Here is an 18,232-nt window from a genome sequence, read left to right as displayed (position 1 = left end):
ATCCGACCCGTACCCGCAAGCTGCTAATGCACAAGGAGCAGATCCACAAGCTGCTGGGGCAGTCCAAACGCGAGGGCTTCACGATCGTGCCGCTCAAGGTCTATGTGCGCAACGGCTACGCCAAGCTGCTGATCGGCCTCGGTAAAGGGAAGAAAGAATACGACAAACGTGATTCTGCCGCTAAACGCGACGCTCAGCGTGATATCCAGCGTGTGCTGCGCGATAAGCAGAAGATCGCCAGGTAGCAGGGCCGGCGTTAGCCGAAGCCCAAAGTTCCAGATTGCTCCTGCAATTCCTTTAACCCACGTGTTAAAGTGTTGATAAATGTGCTATACTGTGTAAGTAAAGCTTATTGCTTCTGAACAGCCTTCTTGATCAAGAAAGCTGTAGACCGGATCATTTCTTGCTCGCTGGTCCGCTTAATCCGAAGCGCCCTTTTTAATGAGGGGCCGTTCTTGGATTCGACGGGGGTAGTTCGAGCATGAGTAGCGAGTAGTGGGGACGCGTCCGCTTCATCAACGCTAAAGCCTATTAAACGGCAAACAACAAACAAACTACGCTTTCGCAGCCTAAGAAACTGTGTGCGTGCTTCTACCCTGCATCGCCCATGTGACAGGGATAGGGGCTAACTAGTAGTGGGATACGCCGCTTGGTCTCCGCCTGGGGTCAACGGAAGAAGATAATCAGGCTGACCCAACGTATAGCCGGTTACGGGGCGATACTCGGGTGACATCAAAACTGTGACTACACTCGTAGAAGCTTATGTGCCGTTATCTTCGGACAGGGGTTCGAATCCCCTCGGCTCCATCTTAAAAACCCGCTGAAATAGCGGGTTTTTTGCTGTCTTTAGGTTGAGTTGTAGACCAAATGTAGACATGGGAATATTGAGGAGCTATTTGTTCCCTTTATTGTAGACATGCTGTCTACATCTTAAATAAGATCATTCGTTCTGTTAAAATTACTCCATGTGTGTGGAGTAATTACTGTTGCTGGTAAAGAAATACTCATTTTTAATCCATATTTATCCTGAGGAGCATTGATCATAGTGGTATAATCTGTATAGATTAAACTTCTTTGATGTTTAAGAATACAAGCAATAACCAAAGCTAAATAAGACAATTTATAAGGAGGACTACTTCCGTGAACACACTGAAAAAAAACTTAGTTGAATTGCAACAACTGGCTAAAGAGCGGACTGTTAAAACGCAAAGCATTGAATATGATTTAGAGACTTTGGTGAAAAAAGTTAATAGGAAGACAATTAAGCTTGACCCAGAGTACCAAAGGAATCATAGGTGGAATGCAGAAACATCTTCAAAGTTAATTGAAAGCTTAATTCTAAATATTCCAGTCCCATTGGTATATTTGTCTCAAGATGTGGATGTTGATGATGAGGCAGATGACCTGGCTAGATACTCAGTAATTGATGGTCAACAACGGTTAACAGCTATTTTTAACTTCATGACAAACGAGTTAGTTTTAGAAGGGATGGAAGTATTAAAACCACTAAACGGGTCAAGGTATAAGGATTTACCACCGTTTCTAATAAGAAGATTAGAGGAGAGAACAATTAAGTGTTTAAGAATCGATTCAACTCTCGACCCACAAGTGAAATACGATATATTCGAGAGATTGAACTCCGGGTCTGTTAAGCTTGAAGCACAAGAATTAAGAAATGCGATTTATAGAGGGCCGTTTAATAAGCTAATAAAGGATCTTGCTAAGCATGAAGATTTCAGAGTTTTGAACCAAATCAACATGGATAATCCAGATGAAAGTAAGAAGGTTCAAAAAATGGAAGATGTAGAACTGGTTCTTCGTTTTTTCGCTTTACAGAATAACAACTATAAAAATTTAAAAAAGGGATTTAAATTGTTTCTTTCTGAATCGATGGAGGAATTTAATAAGTTATCAGAAGATGAAATACAAGGACTTAGAGATAAATTTCTAAAAACAATGAAAGTAATAAGAGAAAACTTTGGGGATCAGGCATTTGCAAAGTATAGATTCGAAAATGAAGAATTTATCAAGATGTCTAAATTTAATGCTGCAGTATTTGATGCATTAGCAATAGCTATCGTAGATAGTCTAGACTTAGATTCTCCTGTCTTTTCAAAACTAAATAAGGTTAGTTTTCAAGAGTTATTCAAAAAAGAGAAATTTTTTGATACAGTATCAGGAAGTGTAAATGATAGAGAAAAGGTTTCTACACGAATTGATACTGTCAAGGAGCTGCTCAAATGAGTTCTTCACACAATCCTTTCAACACTGATATTACGGAATTCAGCACTTTTGCTTCTCTTTTTATTGAAGAGTTAGAGGAGCGATGGACTGAGATAGAGATACTTATAGAGCAAATAAAAATACAAAGCAACGATGAGGTGAAAAATGTACTTTGTAGATCTGCTGTAGTCCTATTGGTGGCTCATCTGGAAGGATTCATGAAAGAAGCTGCTTCCACCTTTATTAAGGACTTAAACCACCATTGTGAGTTTATAGAATTACCAAAACGTATTCAAAAAACTTATTGCACATTATTTTTATCAACTGTAAATGATAGCGGAGGTATTGATAATAGAATACAAGGTAGATTACTAGAAAAATTTGGAGAGTTAAATGCTCGACTTACGGTAGAACCATTTTTATATGATCGCAACAAAAATCCTTCTCCTACAGTAATTGAAACTATTCTTAATAACTTTGGAGTAAAGGATTTCTTTAAACTGTTACATATGTCTTCACTAGATATTGTATTTGAAAATAATAGCTCAGAGACATTGATATTTCTAGAAGAGTTAAGAGAATATACAATACAAGCAGTTGAAAATTTTCCATATAACATAAATTTAGAAAATTATGCGATTTCGATTAAAGATGGAAGATTAGCAAGGGAAAATTCTTTATGGATATTATTTATAGACGAATTGTTAAGGAAAAGGCACTCTATTGCGCATGGTTCGAATTTCCGAAATGAGATATCTATAAATGAACTTGAGGATGCAAAAATAAAGGTCCAGATACTACAATATTCAATTGCACTGGTATTATTTAGTTCAGGTATTACAATTCCATCTCCAATACTAAACGATTCTTTGCTTTAAAGTAACACTGATATTCTAAGAGTAATCTTGAAAGAAATAGATATATATTATATTAATGATACCTAGTCGATAGGTAGTCCTAAATGAAGGCCATACACATTTACGTGTATGGCCTTCATTTTTCTCTTGCAATAAGCGGACTAGAGCAAGATTAGTGGGATGCAATCGATGATCTAAAACTAAGATAACGGAGGTTTCATTAATGCTAACACAACGAAATATTGAGCTGAAGTCACTACTAACTGATTCTTTGCGTGAAAAACAAGGAAGTTATTTAATTGAAGAATTAATGAATCGTTTCCCTTCCGTCACAGACCTTATAGAGGTTACTGAGCAGGAGCTAATCTCAATTAGTGGTATCGGGCCACACAAGGCCCGACAGATTGTAGCAATACTAAAGTTGGCAAGGACACTTATCGTGCCGGATATAGATTTTCCGGCTATTCGCAAACCTGAGGATGCATATCATTTACTTGAGCCGGAGCATCGATATAACACCAAAGAACATTTTATATGCCTGTATCTCAATACAAAGAATCGTGTAATACACAAGGAAACGATCTCTATAGGCTCTCTTAACGCTTCTATCGTCCATCCGCGTGAAGTGTTCAAAGTTGGAATCAAACGCTCCTGTGCCTCAATCATTTGTTCTCATTCACATCCGAGTGGCGATCCTACTCCTTCGAATGAAGATCTGATTATTACCCATCGTCTTATTGAAGCCGGAGAAATTATTGGTATCGATGTATTGGATCATCTGATTATTGCCGGACAAAGATATGTGAGTTTAAAGGAACAAGGATTAATGGCTCGTGCTTAGGCATCTTTGAAGATTAGAAGGCGCTTAACAATGTCATATACGGAATTTTGTTCGTCTTCAGAACGGGTGCGTAGTTCGAACATAAGCTTGTTTAATGTATCTGAGTTGGAATGTAGGACCCGGGCATTTTCTGAACGGAATAGCTCTACTATATCAACCTCTAGTGCCTGAGCGATTTTATCCAGCATATCTATTGTGGGGCTTCTTATGCCGCGTTCTATCTGTCCAACATAAGATGTATTTACACCTGCTATCAAAGCAAGTTTTTCCTGACTAATTCCCCGCTCTTGCCGTAAGACCTTGATTTGAGAACCAACAGCCTCGGAAATTCTACTCAATTTCACTCACCTCTATGCTCAAGATAGAGGTTAAGTGAAATCGCAACAAACCATTATGGTAACTAATTAAATAAATTACTATAGTGATTGAAATGCTGTATACAGTGTTTTATAATTCGATTAACAAGAAGAGGGGGCTGTAATCCTAAGGAGGGGCTCTATTACAATCTAAACTAAGTGAATAAAAATTTTCATAAGCAATGTAGGAATTATTAATCGGAAGTGTACAGTACCTTTCTAGAGAAATGAAACAATATTACTTGTATAATTTTGGAACGAAATGATACAATGTACCTAATTTTTGTCATGTGTATTTTATAAAATATGGGGGAATAAAAGAAATGTGGAAAAAAGTCAAGATATTAATCCCAGGTTTCCGATCAGGAGAATTGTGGAAAAAAATAATAGCGAGTATTGCTTATCCTGTGCTCATTTTCTTTTCATTTATGATGATCCTTGGAAGCGGAGACCCTCAAGCATCTTCTAAGGATAATATGATCTCTCGGTGGGAGAATATCTCCATTGTGTGCTTTTTAGTAATTATTCCGTTTATACTTATAACAAACTTGGGGAATATACGAAAGTTTTTACCATTATTCAAGAGCAAAAGTATAGGGAAAAAGATTTTAGCATGGGTAATTTCTTTTGTAATTGTGTTTATTGGAATGACAACAATAAGCGCCAAACTTAGCAGCCAGCATTCTTTTGAGTATATAGCTATGCAGCAGAAACAGAGAGAGGAGCAGGCTATCCAAAATGCTAAGGAAAAAGAAGATAGGGAAAAAGAAAGAAAGGTAGAAGTAGCAGCAGCGAAGGCCATTCAAGCATCTGAAGAGCAAGAAAAGAAAGATACTGAAGAGCAAACAAAGAAAGATGCTGAAGAACAAGTGAAGAAAGACACTGAAGAGCAAGAAGGGAAAGCTACTGATGAACAAACCAAGCTTACCAAAGGTACAGCCACTAGCGCTCCGACAGAAGAAGACCAGAAGGTGCAAACTAATATAGAAGAGAAGTCGAAAAATGCTGATGGAGATGATAAAGAGGCAATAGGATCAAAAGTATCAAATTGGTTCGGTGGGATATTTGGTGGTTCTAAATCTACTTCAAATACCAATATGAATGAAAAAATAGAGAAAAGTATCAATAGTACTCTTAAAAAGGGCGATTCTGAAAAGCTAATGGATATATATAAATTATCTGATGATCAAATGAAGACATATTTTGTAGATTATATTAATGAAAAGTATCATAAAGAGCTAATTGAGAATAAGGAAGTATTTGAAGGAAAGAAAGTTGAAAAGGTGAAAAAATTATATAAGAAAATGGAGTTTCTAACTAATCTTTCACCTCTAGATAATAGTGATTTAGGCTTGATATTAATGAACACGAAAAAGTTTATTGAAGCAAACGAAGCTTTAAAAGAGTTCAATAAGGAACATCCTAAAGTGGAGTATGGGATAATTAAGGATATATCCCAAGTTGAGAATCTCGATGTATATGTCAATTATAAAATTAAAAATACAGGCACTAAGATCGGCAATCTTACAATAAAAGATGAAAGCTACTCAGATAATTATTTTATTACGAGTTATTCATACTCACAGACATTTGGTTATGTTCCTTCGAATGATTGGCAAGCTGTGTTGCGGCTTTCTGGGGATAGCGAGTTATCCGGGGAAGGGGCATATAAAACAAAGGCAGTTGTTTCCAATGAAGTAACACTTATTGATAACAAAGGGTTTGAGAAAGATTACCCTATATATAGGGAGGTATCTCAAGAGGATATTGACAAATACAATCAAGTTAATAATTTGATGGAGCAACAGGCTCAAATTAATGATGAGATGGATGGAAGCATTGATCGTATTTTAGATCATCTATGATAACAAAATTACGGAAAGGGAGTGCAACAAAATGACTTATAAAAAATTTAAAACTATTCTAGCAGTACTCATTATATTAAGCATATTCAGCCCTACTTATGAAAGAACTTTTGCACAAACGGCAGGTAATAATGTATTTCTCTCAATGGATAATGAGAAAAAGCAGGCTCTAAATATTTTCTTCAGTAATTTTAGCGAAGTTAACTTCGGTAATTTCAATTCAAAAAGTTATAAAGCTTCAGATTTAATCAATTTTTCAATTCTACATAACTATATTAACGCGGATAATAAAATTAAAATTGAAGGTTCATATTTTACAATCAAGGACTCTTATGTAGCCGAATCCGTTAAAAAGTACTTTGGCTTAACTATTAAGCATCAAAAAACTGACAGATACTCTTATTCTAATGGTACCTACAAATGGCCAGCAGCTTCGGGTGAGCCGTTCCCTAACTTCTCTCAGGTTGTAGAAATGTATAAAAATAAAGATGGTTCATACTCAGTGTCTCTAGAAATTTATAATGCTGGATCTGACTATGAAGGGGATAAAATGATTTATAAACCAAAAAGTTTATGGAAAAAGAGTTTTAAACCTGAACTTATTGGCAGAGCAACGGCAATAATAAAAACGGTAAATATAAATGATAAGCAGACTTATCAGCTTATCCAATATAATTTGAATAAAGATGTTAGCAGTGGGCTTAGTGGTAAGCTTAACTATGTTGATCCAAAAAATTCACTTAATGAAATTATTATTAATATCAATGCTAATAATAAGGCTAGCGTTGAAATAAATATTAACACCATCGGTGATAAGTCCGCTTATGTTGAATTTACAGGTACGATAAAGAATAGTGTGCTTCAAGGCTCATTTGATGATGATGGCTGGGGAGAAACAGGGACGATAAAATTAACACTCAACGGAAACAGCGCTTCATTAAAAATAACAGTAAAGCCAAACCAAAACTCATCGGGATGGGGACTCGCTTCTGGAACCTACATTTTAAAAAGAATCTAATTGATAAAGTAACCCGAAGAGGAACGCATCCTCTTCTTTTTTTTGATTATAAAATTGAAACTGCTTTAATGTAGTTTACAATGCTTATGTGATTCTACATAATTAAATCTATAAAAGTATGAAATTAATATTAATGAAGAATAGAGGAGGAGAACATAATTGATACTGTAATCAGCGAAGCTGAGAAAATAGTAATTAACTACTTTGGTTTCGAGCTCAAGAATTCAAAGAAGCTCACTAATTATAAAAATACAATCGATTCAATTAATTTAGGACCAGTATTTGATGAAGTCTGCACATACCTTGAGATGAATGCAGATTTTTTAAGCAGAGCAGTTAAGGAATACGCCCTGCATGTTCTTTATGAAGAAGTAACAAGTTTTTCAAAACAAGAGCTAACATTAATTGAGAAGCATAATGAACTGTGGTCTCTTAATAATAGCTTAATCGCTGGTAATGAATACTTTGAAGATCCAAATGTATTCATTGAATATTATACAGAGCAATACCTATATGATTTATGCAATATTAAATATAATTTGAGCGATGATGAGGAAGGGATTAATAAATTACGATCCGACATAACAAAATTTATTTCCCCTAAGTTAGTTAATAAAAAGAAGTCTTCTGAGGAGCTTGGGCAGGTCTGGCATCAGTATTCAAAGAAATCCGGTTCGTTATATCGTAATATATTTGATCGTAAGTTTAACAAAGGTAAAATGACTTTGACAAGGCAGCTAAATCGTATAGTGAATAAAGCTAAAAGTAAAGACGATTCTAAAGTGTTTTCTAAATACGCATTTGAAAGTACAGACTTATTTTTGAAAAAAATGACTGAACAAGCGAGCGAACATGATCCTAAAGAAGAACTGAATATGTTTGAAAGAGATACTGATATGTTACTCATATTTGATGCAGTTCATAAAATATTATCTAGTCCTAGTTCTAAATCAAGTAAATATAATAAGAAAGGGTTAAAGATTGTTTCATCTTTTGCCCTAATTGATGATTACAAGATAAGGAGTGCCTTTCTTTCAGCATTTCACAAAAATGAAGGGTTGCATAGCAAATACATATATATGCAAGGGTATAAGTACTTTTTTCTCTTCAACTTCATGCTTATTCCTTTTCTAATTACTTTTTTGCGGGATGAGTTGTGTTCGCAAGTCCCTCTTTTAAAAGATTCAAGGCTTATAAAATTTGCTTTAGATCCCAACTTATATGATGAGCTGAAGAGAATACATATAAAGTTAAGCTTAAATAAATTGACTAAACGACCTAGAACAGAAACTTTGGGAAATAAGATCAAAATAATGGAAGATATTCGTAATCTCATATCTACAGAAGATTACAAAGAGGTTTTCATGAGCCTTTACTCTGAAATTAAGGGTATTCGTATTGAAGTAAATAGAAATATAAAAGATGGAGATAATTTTCTCTCGTTAATTGATTCTAAGCCCAAAGAATGGATTGAGGATAATATTGAAGAAATACGAAACGATACAAATTGTGCTATGCATTGGTTGACTAAAAATATGGCAGATGATTTCATGGAGATTTCTAGATTGCATTCGAATAAAGAGAAAAAGATAACTTTCAAGAAATTAGTTAATACGTTTGAAGCATATTTTAGGAAATTTGATGAAGAGGAGGTAGGAGAAGAGTACACCAAGTTTCTGAATGAAATAAGAAATAGAGGATGGGATCTTTGAATAAAAGCCACAGTTCTGTAATCGAACTGCGGCTTTTATTTTTTGGGAATTTATTCTAGCTGTATTCAATTATTTACCAATTAAAGCCTCTGATAAGCTATGTTCAAGTCGATGATCGCATTAAGAATACTCAAGGTGTTCGGAATGAATCATCACAAAAATAGAGGGAAGTGTGAAAAAATGAAAACAAAAGCAGTAGATGTACTTAATGAGTTTTCAGAGACTGAAGAGAAGCTAGCATATCAGATGATACGTAAAAAAAAGGATATTCAACTGTTCGCTTGTGATGGAATCGAGCCATGTGTCTATCTAGGCAATACGAGACTTGAACAATTTAATTTAATTTCTGGATATATTGGTAGAGGAAATAAAGCATATAAGGCATGCCACGTAAGTCATGCTGACCAGCACGTTCCATTCGTACAGACTCCAGGCTCATTTCCTTTTAGAGTTTGGGTGGATTGTAGGGATAAGTCAGATGTGAGTTTCCATATTACTATTGGTAACGACTCTATTGATTTATCTAATAGCCAAGAGAATGGCGAAACTAGTGAGTTATTAGTGGTGTTCCTTGAATGTCCTGATTTTGTTCAATTCTCATTATTTGATGGAAGAGTAGCATATCAGAAAGTAAGTCATATCTTCACTGCTTCTAAACAAATAATGGAGAAAATGAGGACTATTGCTCTAAGTATGTTGGAGGAGTCTTTTCCAGGATTGAATGAATTTTTACTTAAAATAGAGGATGATCTCAATGAAGAAGTCTAAAAATCTTGAATATACTGAGAATCATTCAAAGGAGGCAGCAAACTTAGTAACATTGGAGGAGCTGATTCAGTTAGTTCCAGGTTCTTTAGAGAGAGATTACATTCAATCTAAGAATATGGGAGTTGTATCCTTAGATTCATCTAATGATTTTGAAGAGTATGGACTACCAAGCAGTTCATATACTTTTTCTCATGAAACGAATTTCGAGATTTTTCAGGATCAAATCAATTCTCTGCCTTCAAAGAAAGAGATAAGTAGTGATTTCATAGCCGAGAATGATGAAAATTTTGAGAGTGAAGCTAGTAGAAATCCGGAGATGCAAAAAAGAACACTAGCCTCTTCCAAACAAGAAGGAGAGCACGCAGAGAAAGATTCTGGAGCTGAGGGAAAAAAGATTCCATTGGACTATATAGTCAAAACTAAGTTTCTTGAAGAGTGCTTCGTACGTTGTTGTGGAGGAGTTATATTCCTTTATGATGAGGAAACAGGATGTTATGAAGAGCAAACTGAAGCTAGTATCCATGTTGCTATAAGAAGAGCTCTTACACCTGAGATGGATATAAGATTAAGTAAAATTAAAATAATAGAAGTTGTGCATCGAATCATTAGCAGTCCTGAACTTCAGATCAAGCATGAGGGTTTCGACCCTCATGTCGATTTGATAAATTTCAAGGATATTGTCCTGAATACAAGAACAGGTGAAAAGCATACTCATAGTCCCCACTTTCTATTTACAAGCTATATTGATGCTGATTATGGGAAGCTTGGCAAGCTTACACGTATTCATCGGGATAATAGAAGTAGGCTTGAAAATAATTATTTTGATGATTTTTTGGAAGATTGTACGCAGGGTGATATTCAAAAAATTAGGTCACTTCAAGAATTGACTGGATATATCATAAGTAATGAATGGCGAGCTAAGAAATTTTTTGTATTGCTTGGTCTACCTCATACTGGTAAGAGTATTTGGCTGTCGCTATGGCGATCCCTTATCGGCCCTAAACATACAACTGCTATGTCATTAAAACAATTAAGTGAGAGTCGGTTCATGACAGCAGAACTGTTCCGATCAAAGCTAAATGTTACAGCCGAGATGGATGAGAATGGTCCTATAAAAGGCACGGATATAATCAAAATGATTACAGGGGGAGACTTGATAACTGCTGAGAAAAAGGGAAAAGATCCGTTCCAATTTTATGGAAAGACAAAGCTTGTTGCTGCTGGAAATCATATGCCATTACTGAATAAGTTAGATGGTACCGCTGCTTTTACTGATCGTATTCTATTCTTAATGTTTAACAATACAATCCCTGAAGAACGTAGGGATAAAAATTTAATGGATAAGCTGCTAGCAGAAAAATCATATATCGTTAATTGGGCACTAGAGGGGCTGCGTAAACTTAAAGAAAATGAGCTTGTATTTACTGAGAGTGATGACGCACAGAAGTTTAAACAGCAATATATTAGCGAGCTAAATAATGTACCTGGCTTTCTGCTAGATAGATGCGTGGTAGAATTTAATAACCATCAACTGAAGGTACAAAGAAGACAGCTGTACCCTGCGTATCTTATTTACTGTAAGGATAATGGTGAGAGAGCCGTAACCAAAGAAGAATTTTACGTTGAGATTAAAAAGACTGGTGCACTCCCAGCTAAAATACGAATAGAGGGCTCATCACCACTATGGGGCTTTAGAGGCATTGAATTACGCTCTAGGTATAGTGAGATTATTACTTAAGAGATTGCTCTATAATGTCTACATTGTCTACAGACTTCGTAAACGCTTGTAAACTGTGGATTTTTAGGCCTATTAGGTGTAGACCTTGAGGTCTACCCTTAAGCTACTATTGGCTACAATCAATCGTTAATTCAAAAAATGAACTTCCATATTATAAAATTGAGGAGGTAAATAGATGTCGGACAATAATCAATTGTTGTTCTATACCATTACTGATTTATTAGATTTACTGCCGCTCGGAAGAAATTCTATTTATCGTTTAGTGAGCAGAGATGATTTTCCTAAGATTCGTATCGGAAAAAAATTATCATTCCGGCCAAGAGATTTGAAGAGTGGTTAGAGGCCAATATAGGAACTGTGATTACTATGGATAGTGCAATGAAGTAAGCGGAAGTGGAGGAGCGTATATGGCTGGAAGTATCCAAAAGATCGGAAAGAAATTCCGAGTTACCAAAGAACTTGGTAAAGACAACGCTGGAAAAAGGCTTAGGGAATATGTTTACGCAGCAACAGAAGCCGAGGCAAAGAAACTTTTAGCTGAATTTGAATACAATCAGCAAAGGCATACACTAGTTGAAAGCAGCAGAATTACGGTTTCAGAGTTCTTTAATCATTGGATGGACAACTATGTGAAGTATAACTGTGAAGAGACAACCGCATACGGCTATAGAAATATAATCAATAAGCACATAGCTCCATACCTAGGGGAGATTGAGTTACAAAAGTTACAGCCATCTCATATACAGCAGTACTATAAATACTTGATGGATCAAAAAGGCTTGTCGCCAAATACCGTTCATAAACATCATGCCAACATTCGTAAGGCATTGGATTATGGATTGAAACAACAGTTTCTCTACAGAAATGTTGCTGACGCTGTTTCGTTGCCTCGAAAGAAAAATTTTGAAGGGAAATCTTATACAAAGGAACAATTAAACGTATTACTGAAAAAGTTGAAGGATAGCAAAATAGAATTGCCAATAAGTCTCTCGGTGTTTCTAGGTCTTAGGAGAGAGGAGGTTGTGGGACTAAAATGGAAGTGGATTGATCTAGATAATCGAACACTACAAATTCAAGAGGTTAGAACGAGTGCGGGTAAAAATGTCATAATCAAAACACCGAAGACGGATAAAAGTAGAAGAACGCTTTTCTTGGAAGATGAATTATATGAACTCTTGCTAAGAACTCAAAATCGGCAAAGTGAACTCAAGAAAATCCTAGGGAAAGAGTATGAGGATAGCGGATATGTTGTAACTCGTGATGATGGAAAACCTTACAGAGTAAATTCACTAACTGAACAATTTAAAGAGTTCCTAGAAAGGAATGAACTTCCTCGAATAAGGCTACATGATCTTCGTCACTCTTTTGCAAGCATCTTATATGATGAGGGTGTTGACTTGTTGGCTATCTCCCAAGCATTAGGACATAACGACATTGGTACAACGAGTAGAATTTATACCCACCGATTTGATAAAACCCATAAGAGCACATTAAGCGTGATGAGTAATGCTTTAAGATAAAAAGATAGGTTTAAGATAGAAGCAAGCTTTCATAGTTGCTTCTTTTTCCTGTGTCATAAAGCATGCTTTTTGGCATGATTCCAGAAGCTATGTTTTCATGTGTCAAAACATCAGTAAATAGCTTTTGGCATGTGTCACCAAGATTGTAGACATTCTGGCATAAATTCAAGGAGGGATATAGGTGGAGATGGGATACGGGCGAGTATCAGCTAAAGATCAGAATCCTGAAAGACAGTTGGTGAAGTTTCGGGAGATCGGAATTGATGAACGGTATATATTTGTTGATAAACTAAGCGGAAAGGATTTTAATCGACCCCGTTATCAAGCTATGCGACTAATGATCCGGGAAGGTGATCTGATATACATTGATGCATTGGATCGGCTAGGTCGTGACTACGATGGAATCATGACCGAATGGAAGTTCATTACCCGAGAGCTAAAAGCTGACATTGTTTGCTTAGATAATGAGACGTTGTTTGATTCACGTAAGTTCAGGACAATGGGGGATTTCGGAAAGGTGATGGAAGACCAGTTTTTGAGCCTACTGGCTTATGTGGCTGAGCAGGAGAGGAAGAAGAACCGACAACGGCAAGCTGAAGGCATTGAGGTTGCTAAGGCAGATGGAGTGAGGTTTGGTCGGCCGAAGGTAGAAATCGATGAGATGTTTATTCAGATTTATAAAGAATGGAAATCGGGTGCGATTACGGCTACAAGTGCCATGAAGCAATTAGATATGAAGCATAGAACATTTTATCGTCGTGTAAATGAATATGAGGAAGGGTGATGCTACATAGCTTTGCAAAATCAACTAATTAAGTTGAACTTAAGAATTAGGAGAAGTTGGCTGTTGAAACTTTTGCAGGCCAAGGGTTACAACAGTCATCAGCTTAGATGCTTAAGTTTACTCTATATTGATCGGATCTTATTATGGGATTTGATTATAGCTTCAAGTCGATATGGAGTATAGAAAACTAATTAGAATTAGAGAATAAAAGGTCTGAAACATTCAATATGGAGGATTGTATTTGAATTTGGCGAATATTGTAACAATATAGTTTTTTATGTGGATATTTTGCTGTTTTGATGTTGTGCGTAAACTGCTAAGTATTAATGGTCTTCATTTTATCTATTAAGACAGTAAATCATATTACATTCTATGCAAATTATAGAATGTAATATGATTTACTTGGTGATTCTATATTTTAAGAATTCATGGAGGTTTTTTTATGAGAGATAATCTAAGTTTTTTAGTTGTGGGAGATTCTGAATCTGGAAAATCCTCGTTTATCCGCACATTTTGTGATGAAGAAACTGCGGGCCTGTTGAATATTAGCGGAGGAGGTCACACAACAAGATGCGATGGCTTTTATAACTTTACATATAAAGAGAACAATGCGAATAGAGTTACAGTTACCTTTTATAGCAAGGAGGAATTTACAGAGAAACAACGCTCAAAAATTGTTGATAAATATGAGTTAGGACCAAAAGTCTCGTTAGACTCTAGTAACGCTAATGATTATATCATAAGACAGAATGAGGAATTACATTCAACAGAAAAATACAGTTTGTGGAAAATGGAAAAGGAAGATATCCTAAAAAAAATAGCTAATAAAAATCTAGTGGACGATGGGTTTATTAATCTCACAGAATTTGGTTTGCAAGAAGAAAGGGGTGTTCTTATAACAAGTGATGATGTAGAAATGCTACAGGACTATGATCAGTTTCTAAGGGTAATGACTAAAAAGCTTGAGGATATATATCAAGAGATCAAAAGAGAAACAGCTCTTTTTATCGAATTATTTCAAATACCACTCAATAATTTAGCTGAAGATAATTCTAAAATTGATATTCCTCAACTGAAATTTACTTTGGACGAAAACACAAAATTACTTCTTACGTATTGTATAAGAAAAGCAACAATGAGAGAGTTATTGGAGACTATAGACGTTAACTCGTTATCTGGGATAGTCAAAAGTGTTGCAGTCGAACTGAGGTTGAATAAGGACTATTCAGAAATTTGTAGTAGTGTGGGTATAAATCAAATAAAACTTGTTGATACATATGGATTAGATCATGCCGGAGATACAAAGGGAGATATCATAGTAAGAAATATAAAAAAACGTTTGACAGATATACTTGATGGTGAGTTTAGAGATATAGATTCTGTTATTTTTATTACTCCCATGCATGGAAAAGCTACTAGCACAAATGAGCGGTTTCAAGCTTTAATTGAAGCGAAACGGAGCATTATTCCACAAATCGTTTATACAAAGTATGATCTCTATGCCCAAAATCAATCTCCCAATAAACTAAGTGAAATGGATAGCGGAGAATTAGAAGATATTAAAAATTTTTTCATAAAAAATAACTCAAATAAAATTAGAGATGATTTCTACCAGATTCTTAAAGAGCATTATAGTGAGGATGTTGCTGAGTATAGAAAAGAATGCATTTTTAATAATATTTCTTATTTTATGGGTACATTTGAATTTAATGATAACCAGAATAGAAGAACTGCACGGATAAATAATATAAGGTACTTTAAGAATATACTTGTTTCGGTACTTGAAAATGATAACTATGGCGTATCGATTGATAATATAGATGAAATTGAATTAAAACAACAACTTGTACAAGGATTTATGCTGAATAAAAATGGTATAGAAGAAAAATTAGGTATAATGATACACAAGGCTCAAGAAACTTTAAATAAGAAATATAGTATTTCACATGGTAGAACTCAAGAGGCATTTTGGAGGAGATTAGATTCTAACATGTTTGGTTTCTATGGGGATCTTAATCTGAGAAATTTATTAATTACTTCATTTATTGATGTTTTAGCAAAAGATTCTGGTGAACACAGGGTAGATAACCTCGGTAACTTTATTGTTAATGATTATTTTAAGAATAAGAAATTAAATGTCTTTCTGAGAGAATGTATAAACAAATTTGGTCATTATTATTTTTGTGCTGGATGCTTACCATGTGAGGCTTTAGTGCCCAATAAGTGCAGTATGTCTAAAGCATGTAATTCAACTGGTACATATGAGAGAGTGAAGCGGAATAAAAGTTGTTATCAGTTTAACGAAGGAGTTTATTCAGGAAGCCGAAAACAAAGTAAATATTGTACAAATAACGGAATGCATGGAATAGGGCTAGTTAATGAGAAATATGGAAAGGAGAATCAGTGCTGGGAAAGTTGTTATTGGATGTTATTCTTCAAAAAATTTGAGGTTGCAAAAACTGTTGAACTAAACTGTGGCGGAATTTTCTTGGATTTTCTTAATGTTTTTATTGAATTTTGTGTGAAGCAATATATTAAGTCTATTCAATCTGTAAAGAACTTAAATTATTTAAAAAACACTAATGATACTATATTTGATGACTTAAATAAAGAAGATGAATTCGCGAAGAAGTTTGAAGAAGTCACGATGAGTCAAAAAGAATTTATTGTGCTGACAGAAGGAGAAACGGATAAAATACATATTCAAACAGCTTGGAAAAAACTAATGAAGAGGGAACTTCCATTTGATGTATACTCTGTTAATGGGGCAGATAACATCAAACAGTTTTTAACATCATATCCTACAGATATGCTTCCTAATAAAAAAATAATAGGTATTCTTGATCATGATGAAAAGGGTATAAGAGTGGCAAAAGATTTTAAAAAATCAATGAAAGATATTGATGGATCGTATGTAAGAGTTCACCAAAGTGATAGAGATAAAAACAGGCAATACTATATAATTGTATTGCCCCATCTTAACAAAAAATTTGAAGAGTATGAAAATGGTGAAATTGAGTTTTTATATAGTAGAGAATTGCTTGAAGAATATAATATTATAAGAAAAAGGAGTATAGGTAAAATTAACAGTCTGGATTATGTGAAGAATAGCGAGAATTATATTAGTGGAGCAGACTATGACAATTTAAATGATTTGTTTTATTTTGAAATAGTTAATGAAAACTCAAGTAAAACTAAATTCGCTCGTAGTATTGAGAAGAGAGAAGAATTAGGAGAAGAAGAGTTTTCAGGATTTAAATTACTTTTTGATGCAATCAATAATATTACGATCATGTAGTAATATGAACTGTGACTTCCACAAAAGCTATATGCTTATTTTGCTTGAAACTCCTGTCCGTATTCTGTAGACACGTTGTAGACATAAGGTTTAAATCAAGATAATCAATTATAAATTCAACTAAAACAGGTTAATAAATAAAACTCCGCAAAGCCTTACTGGATAAGGCTCTACGGGATTTACTGGGTCTGTCAATAATTTTGTGTAAACTTTTTTAAGCATAGGTTCCCCCGAGGGGGAAGTCGCGAATCTAACGCAAGTGTTGACCGACCCGATCGGGGAAAAAGACCGAAAGCTGGAGCAGCATTTGCCCCCAGTTTTGGACACGTCCTGTCCATTTCCGAGTGACGTCGACGGTGGCTAGGTAGAGCATCTTAAGCAATGCTTCATCCGTAGGAAAGATGCTTTTCCCCTTCGTCACTTTTCGAAGCTGACGGTGGTAACTCTCAATCATATTGGTGGTGTAGATGAGTTTGCGGATCTCGGGCGGGTACTTAAAAAAGGTAGCGAGCTCGTCCCAATTGGTTCGCCAAGAACGGATAATTAGTGGATACTTCGCTCCCCAAACTTCCTCGAAACGGTCGAGTTCGAGCAAAGCACCTTCCTCGGTAGCTGCTTTGTAAATGGGCTTTAAATCGGCGGTCACCTTCTTAATATCCTTGTACGAAACGTACCGAGTAGAGCTGCGGATTTGGTGAATTATACACTTCTGGATTTCGGTTTGCGGATAGCAGGCTGCAATCGCTTGAGAAAATCCGGACAGGTTATCCACGCAGATAATGAGGATGTCCCCAACACCACGATTCTTGAGTTCATTGAGCACGCTCAGCCAGAACTTCGAGGACTCATTCTCCCCGATCCACATGCCCAAGACGTCCTTGTTTCCGTCCAGATCGATGCCAATGACCATGTAGGCAGCTTTGTTGATAATGGCCCCGTCTTGCTTGACCTTGAAGTGGATCGCATCCAGATAGACGACCGCGTAGACGCCTTGTAGAGGCCGGTTCTGCCATTCTTTAATGAGAGGAACAATCTTGTTCGTGACATTAGAAATGAGCGTAGGAGAGACTTCAATGCCATACATCTGCCCTAGATGATCCTGGATTTCTCTTGTACTGACGCCTTTGGCATACAGGGCAATGATTTGTTCTTCGATGCCCGTTACGTTCGACTGATGCTTCTTGACGACAAGTGGCTCAAACTCACCCAGACGGTCCCGAGGGATCGCGATTTCCTGTTCACCGTACTCACT

General features: G+C 35.8%; 15 protein-coding genes and 1 other RNA gene. 14 read left to right on the top strand and 2 right to left on the bottom strand.

From position 1 onward, the window contains the following. From AQR02_RS32680 to radC, 5 genes are all read left to right on the top strand, one after another. On the top strand, nucleotides 1-245 hold a 245-nt coding region (locus tag AQR02_RS32680; RefSeq protein WP_167347644.1), incomplete at its 5' end, for an SsrA-binding protein. A 200-nt stretch (nucleotides 246-445) separates the two neighbouring features. Continuing rightward, nucleotides 446-810: a transfer-messenger RNA gene (gene ssrA / locus AQR02_RS31640) on the top strand. A 330-nt stretch (nucleotides 811-1,140) separates the two neighbouring features. After that, complete coding sequence (locus tag AQR02_RS26540) at nucleotides 1,141-2,244, top strand: DUF262 domain-containing protein (RefSeq protein WP_054943355.1); 1,104 nt, start codon at nucleotides 1,141-1,143, stop codon at nucleotides 2,242-2,244. Further along, nucleotides 2,241-3,101: an MAE_28990/MAE_18760 family HEPN-like nuclease gene (locus tag AQR02_RS26535; protein ID WP_054943354.1), complete on the top strand. Its 861-nt coding sequence runs from the start codon at nucleotides 2,241-2,243 to the stop codon at nucleotides 3,099-3,101. The genes AQR02_RS26540 and AQR02_RS26535 overlap by 4 nt, the downstream gene beginning before the upstream one ends. A 202-nt stretch (nucleotides 3,102-3,303) precedes the next feature. Beyond that, a complete protein-coding gene (radC, locus tag AQR02_RS26530; protein ID WP_054943353.1) occupies nucleotides 3,304-3,921 on the top strand; it encodes a RadC family protein in 618 nt (205 codons plus the stop codon). On the opposite strand, the gene AQR02_RS26525 is transcribed toward radC, so the two are convergent. Next, nucleotides 3,918-4,259, bottom strand: a complete 342-nt coding sequence (locus AQR02_RS26525; RefSeq protein WP_054943352.1) for a helix-turn-helix domain-containing protein — start codon at nucleotides 4,257-4,259, stop codon at nucleotides 3,918-3,920. The two genes, radC and AQR02_RS26525, sit on opposite strands and share 4 nt — an antisense overlap. A 341-nt stretch (nucleotides 4,260-4,600) precedes the next feature. On the opposite strand from AQR02_RS26525, the gene AQR02_RS26520 reads away from it, so the two are divergent. The 9 genes from AQR02_RS26520 (at nucleotide 4,601) to AQR02_RS26485 (ending at nucleotide 16,980) form a co-directional block, all read left to right on the top strand. Then, nucleotides 4,601-6,142 (top strand): hypothetical protein, encoded by a 1,542-nt coding sequence (locus AQR02_RS26520; protein WP_054943351.1) that lies wholly within the window; start codon nucleotides 4,601-4,603, stop codon nucleotides 6,140-6,142. 31 nt (nucleotides 6,143-6,173) lie between these two features. Beyond that, nucleotides 6,174-7,160: a hypothetical protein gene (locus AQR02_RS26515; protein WP_054943350.1), complete on the top strand. Its 987-nt coding sequence runs from the start codon at nucleotides 6,174-6,176 to the stop codon at nucleotides 7,158-7,160. A gap of 308 nt (nucleotides 7,161-7,468) precedes the next feature. Further along, nucleotides 7,469-8,872 carry a hypothetical protein gene (locus AQR02_RS26510; protein ID WP_054943349.1) on the top strand — a complete coding sequence of 468 codons (1,404 nt, stop codon included), beginning with the start codon at nucleotides 7,469-7,471 and terminating at the stop codon, nucleotides 8,870-8,872. A 180-nt stretch (nucleotides 8,873-9,052) separates the two neighbouring features. Continuing rightward, complete coding sequence (locus AQR02_RS26505; protein ID WP_054943348.1) at nucleotides 9,053-9,640, top strand: hypothetical protein; 588 nt, start codon at nucleotides 9,053-9,055, stop codon at nucleotides 9,638-9,640. Next, complete coding sequence (locus tag AQR02_RS26500; RefSeq protein ID WP_054943347.1) at nucleotides 9,627-11,378, top strand: DNA primase family protein; 1,752 nt, start codon at nucleotides 9,627-9,629, stop codon at nucleotides 11,376-11,378. Before AQR02_RS26505 ends, AQR02_RS26500 begins: the two co-directional genes overlap by 14 nt. 175 nt (nucleotides 11,379-11,553) lie before the next feature. Then, nucleotides 11,554-11,718, top strand: coding sequence for a helix-turn-helix transcriptional regulator (locus tag AQR02_RS31635; protein ID WP_082452094.1), 165 nt, complete (start codon nucleotides 11,554-11,556; stop codon nucleotides 11,716-11,718). Between the two features lie 67 nt (nucleotides 11,719-11,785). Continuing rightward, nucleotides 11,786-12,898 carry a site-specific integrase gene (locus tag AQR02_RS26495; protein WP_054943346.1) on the top strand — a complete coding sequence of 371 codons (1,113 nt, stop codon included), beginning with the start codon at nucleotides 11,786-11,788 and terminating at the stop codon, nucleotides 12,896-12,898. Nucleotides 12,899-13,085: 187 nt separating this feature from the next. Continuing rightward, nucleotides 13,086-13,682 (top strand): recombinase family protein, encoded by a 597-nt coding sequence (locus AQR02_RS26490; RefSeq protein WP_054943408.1) that lies wholly within the window; start codon nucleotides 13,086-13,088, stop codon nucleotides 13,680-13,682. A 442-nt stretch (nucleotides 13,683-14,124) separates the two neighbouring features. Further along, nucleotides 14,125-16,980 (top strand): P-loop NTPase family protein, encoded by a 2,856-nt coding sequence (locus AQR02_RS26485; protein WP_054943345.1) that lies wholly within the window; start codon nucleotides 14,125-14,127, stop codon nucleotides 16,978-16,980. A gap of 250 nt (nucleotides 16,981-17,230) precedes the next feature. On the opposite strand, the gene AQR02_RS26480 is transcribed toward AQR02_RS26485, so the two are convergent. Next, on the bottom strand, nucleotides 17,231-18,232 hold a 1,002-nt coding region (locus AQR02_RS26480; RefSeq protein WP_054943344.1), incomplete at its 5' end, for an IS256 family transposase.

The organism is Paenibacillus ihuae, assembly GCF_001368795.1.
In the GTDB taxonomy this organism is placed as follows: domain Bacteria; phylum Bacillota; class Bacilli; order Paenibacillales; family Paenibacillaceae; genus Paenibacillus_AQ; species Paenibacillus_AQ ihuae.
Note: the sequence above shows the minus strand (reverse complement) of the source record. Positions and strands in the feature narration are given on the sequence as shown.

Bases quoted from the DNA above. Each gene is read 5' to 3' on its own strand.
- AQR02_RS31635 (WP_082452094.1), top strand. From the start codon at position 11,554: ATGTCGGACAATAATCAATTGTTGTTCTATACCATTACTGATTTATTA.
- AQR02_RS26505 (WP_054943348.1), top strand. From the start codon at position 9,053: ATGAAAACAAAAGCAGTAGATGTACTTAATGAGTTTTCAGAGACTGAA.
- AQR02_RS26495 (WP_054943346.1), top strand. From the start codon at position 11,786: ATGGCTGGAAGTATCCAAAAGATCGGAAAGAAATTCCGAGTTACCAAA.
- AQR02_RS26490 (WP_054943408.1), top strand. From the start codon at position 13,086: ATGGGATACGGGCGAGTATCAGCTAAAGATCAGAATCCTGAAAGACAG.
- AQR02_RS26520 (WP_054943351.1), top strand. From the start codon at position 4,601: ATGTGGAAAAAAGTCAAGATATTAATCCCAGGTTTCCGATCAGGAGAA.
- AQR02_RS26515 (WP_054943350.1), top strand. From the start codon at position 6,174: ATGACTTATAAAAAATTTAAAACTATTCTAGCAGTACTCATTATATTA.
- AQR02_RS26485 (WP_054943345.1), top strand. From the start codon at position 14,125: ATGAGAGATAATCTAAGTTTTTTAGTTGTGGGAGATTCTGAATCTGGA.
- AQR02_RS26510 (WP_054943349.1), top strand. From the start codon at position 7,469: ATGAATGCAGATTTTTTAAGCAGAGCAGTTAAGGAATACGCCCTGCAT.
- AQR02_RS26535 (WP_054943354.1), top strand. From the start codon at position 2,241: ATGAGTTCTTCACACAATCCTTTCAACACTGATATTACGGAATTCAGC.
- AQR02_RS26500 (WP_054943347.1), top strand. From the start codon at position 9,627: ATGAAGAAGTCTAAAAATCTTGAATATACTGAGAATCATTCAAAGGAG.
- radC (WP_054943353.1), top strand. From the start codon at position 3,304: ATGCTAACACAACGAAATATTGAGCTGAAGTCACTACTAACTGATTCT.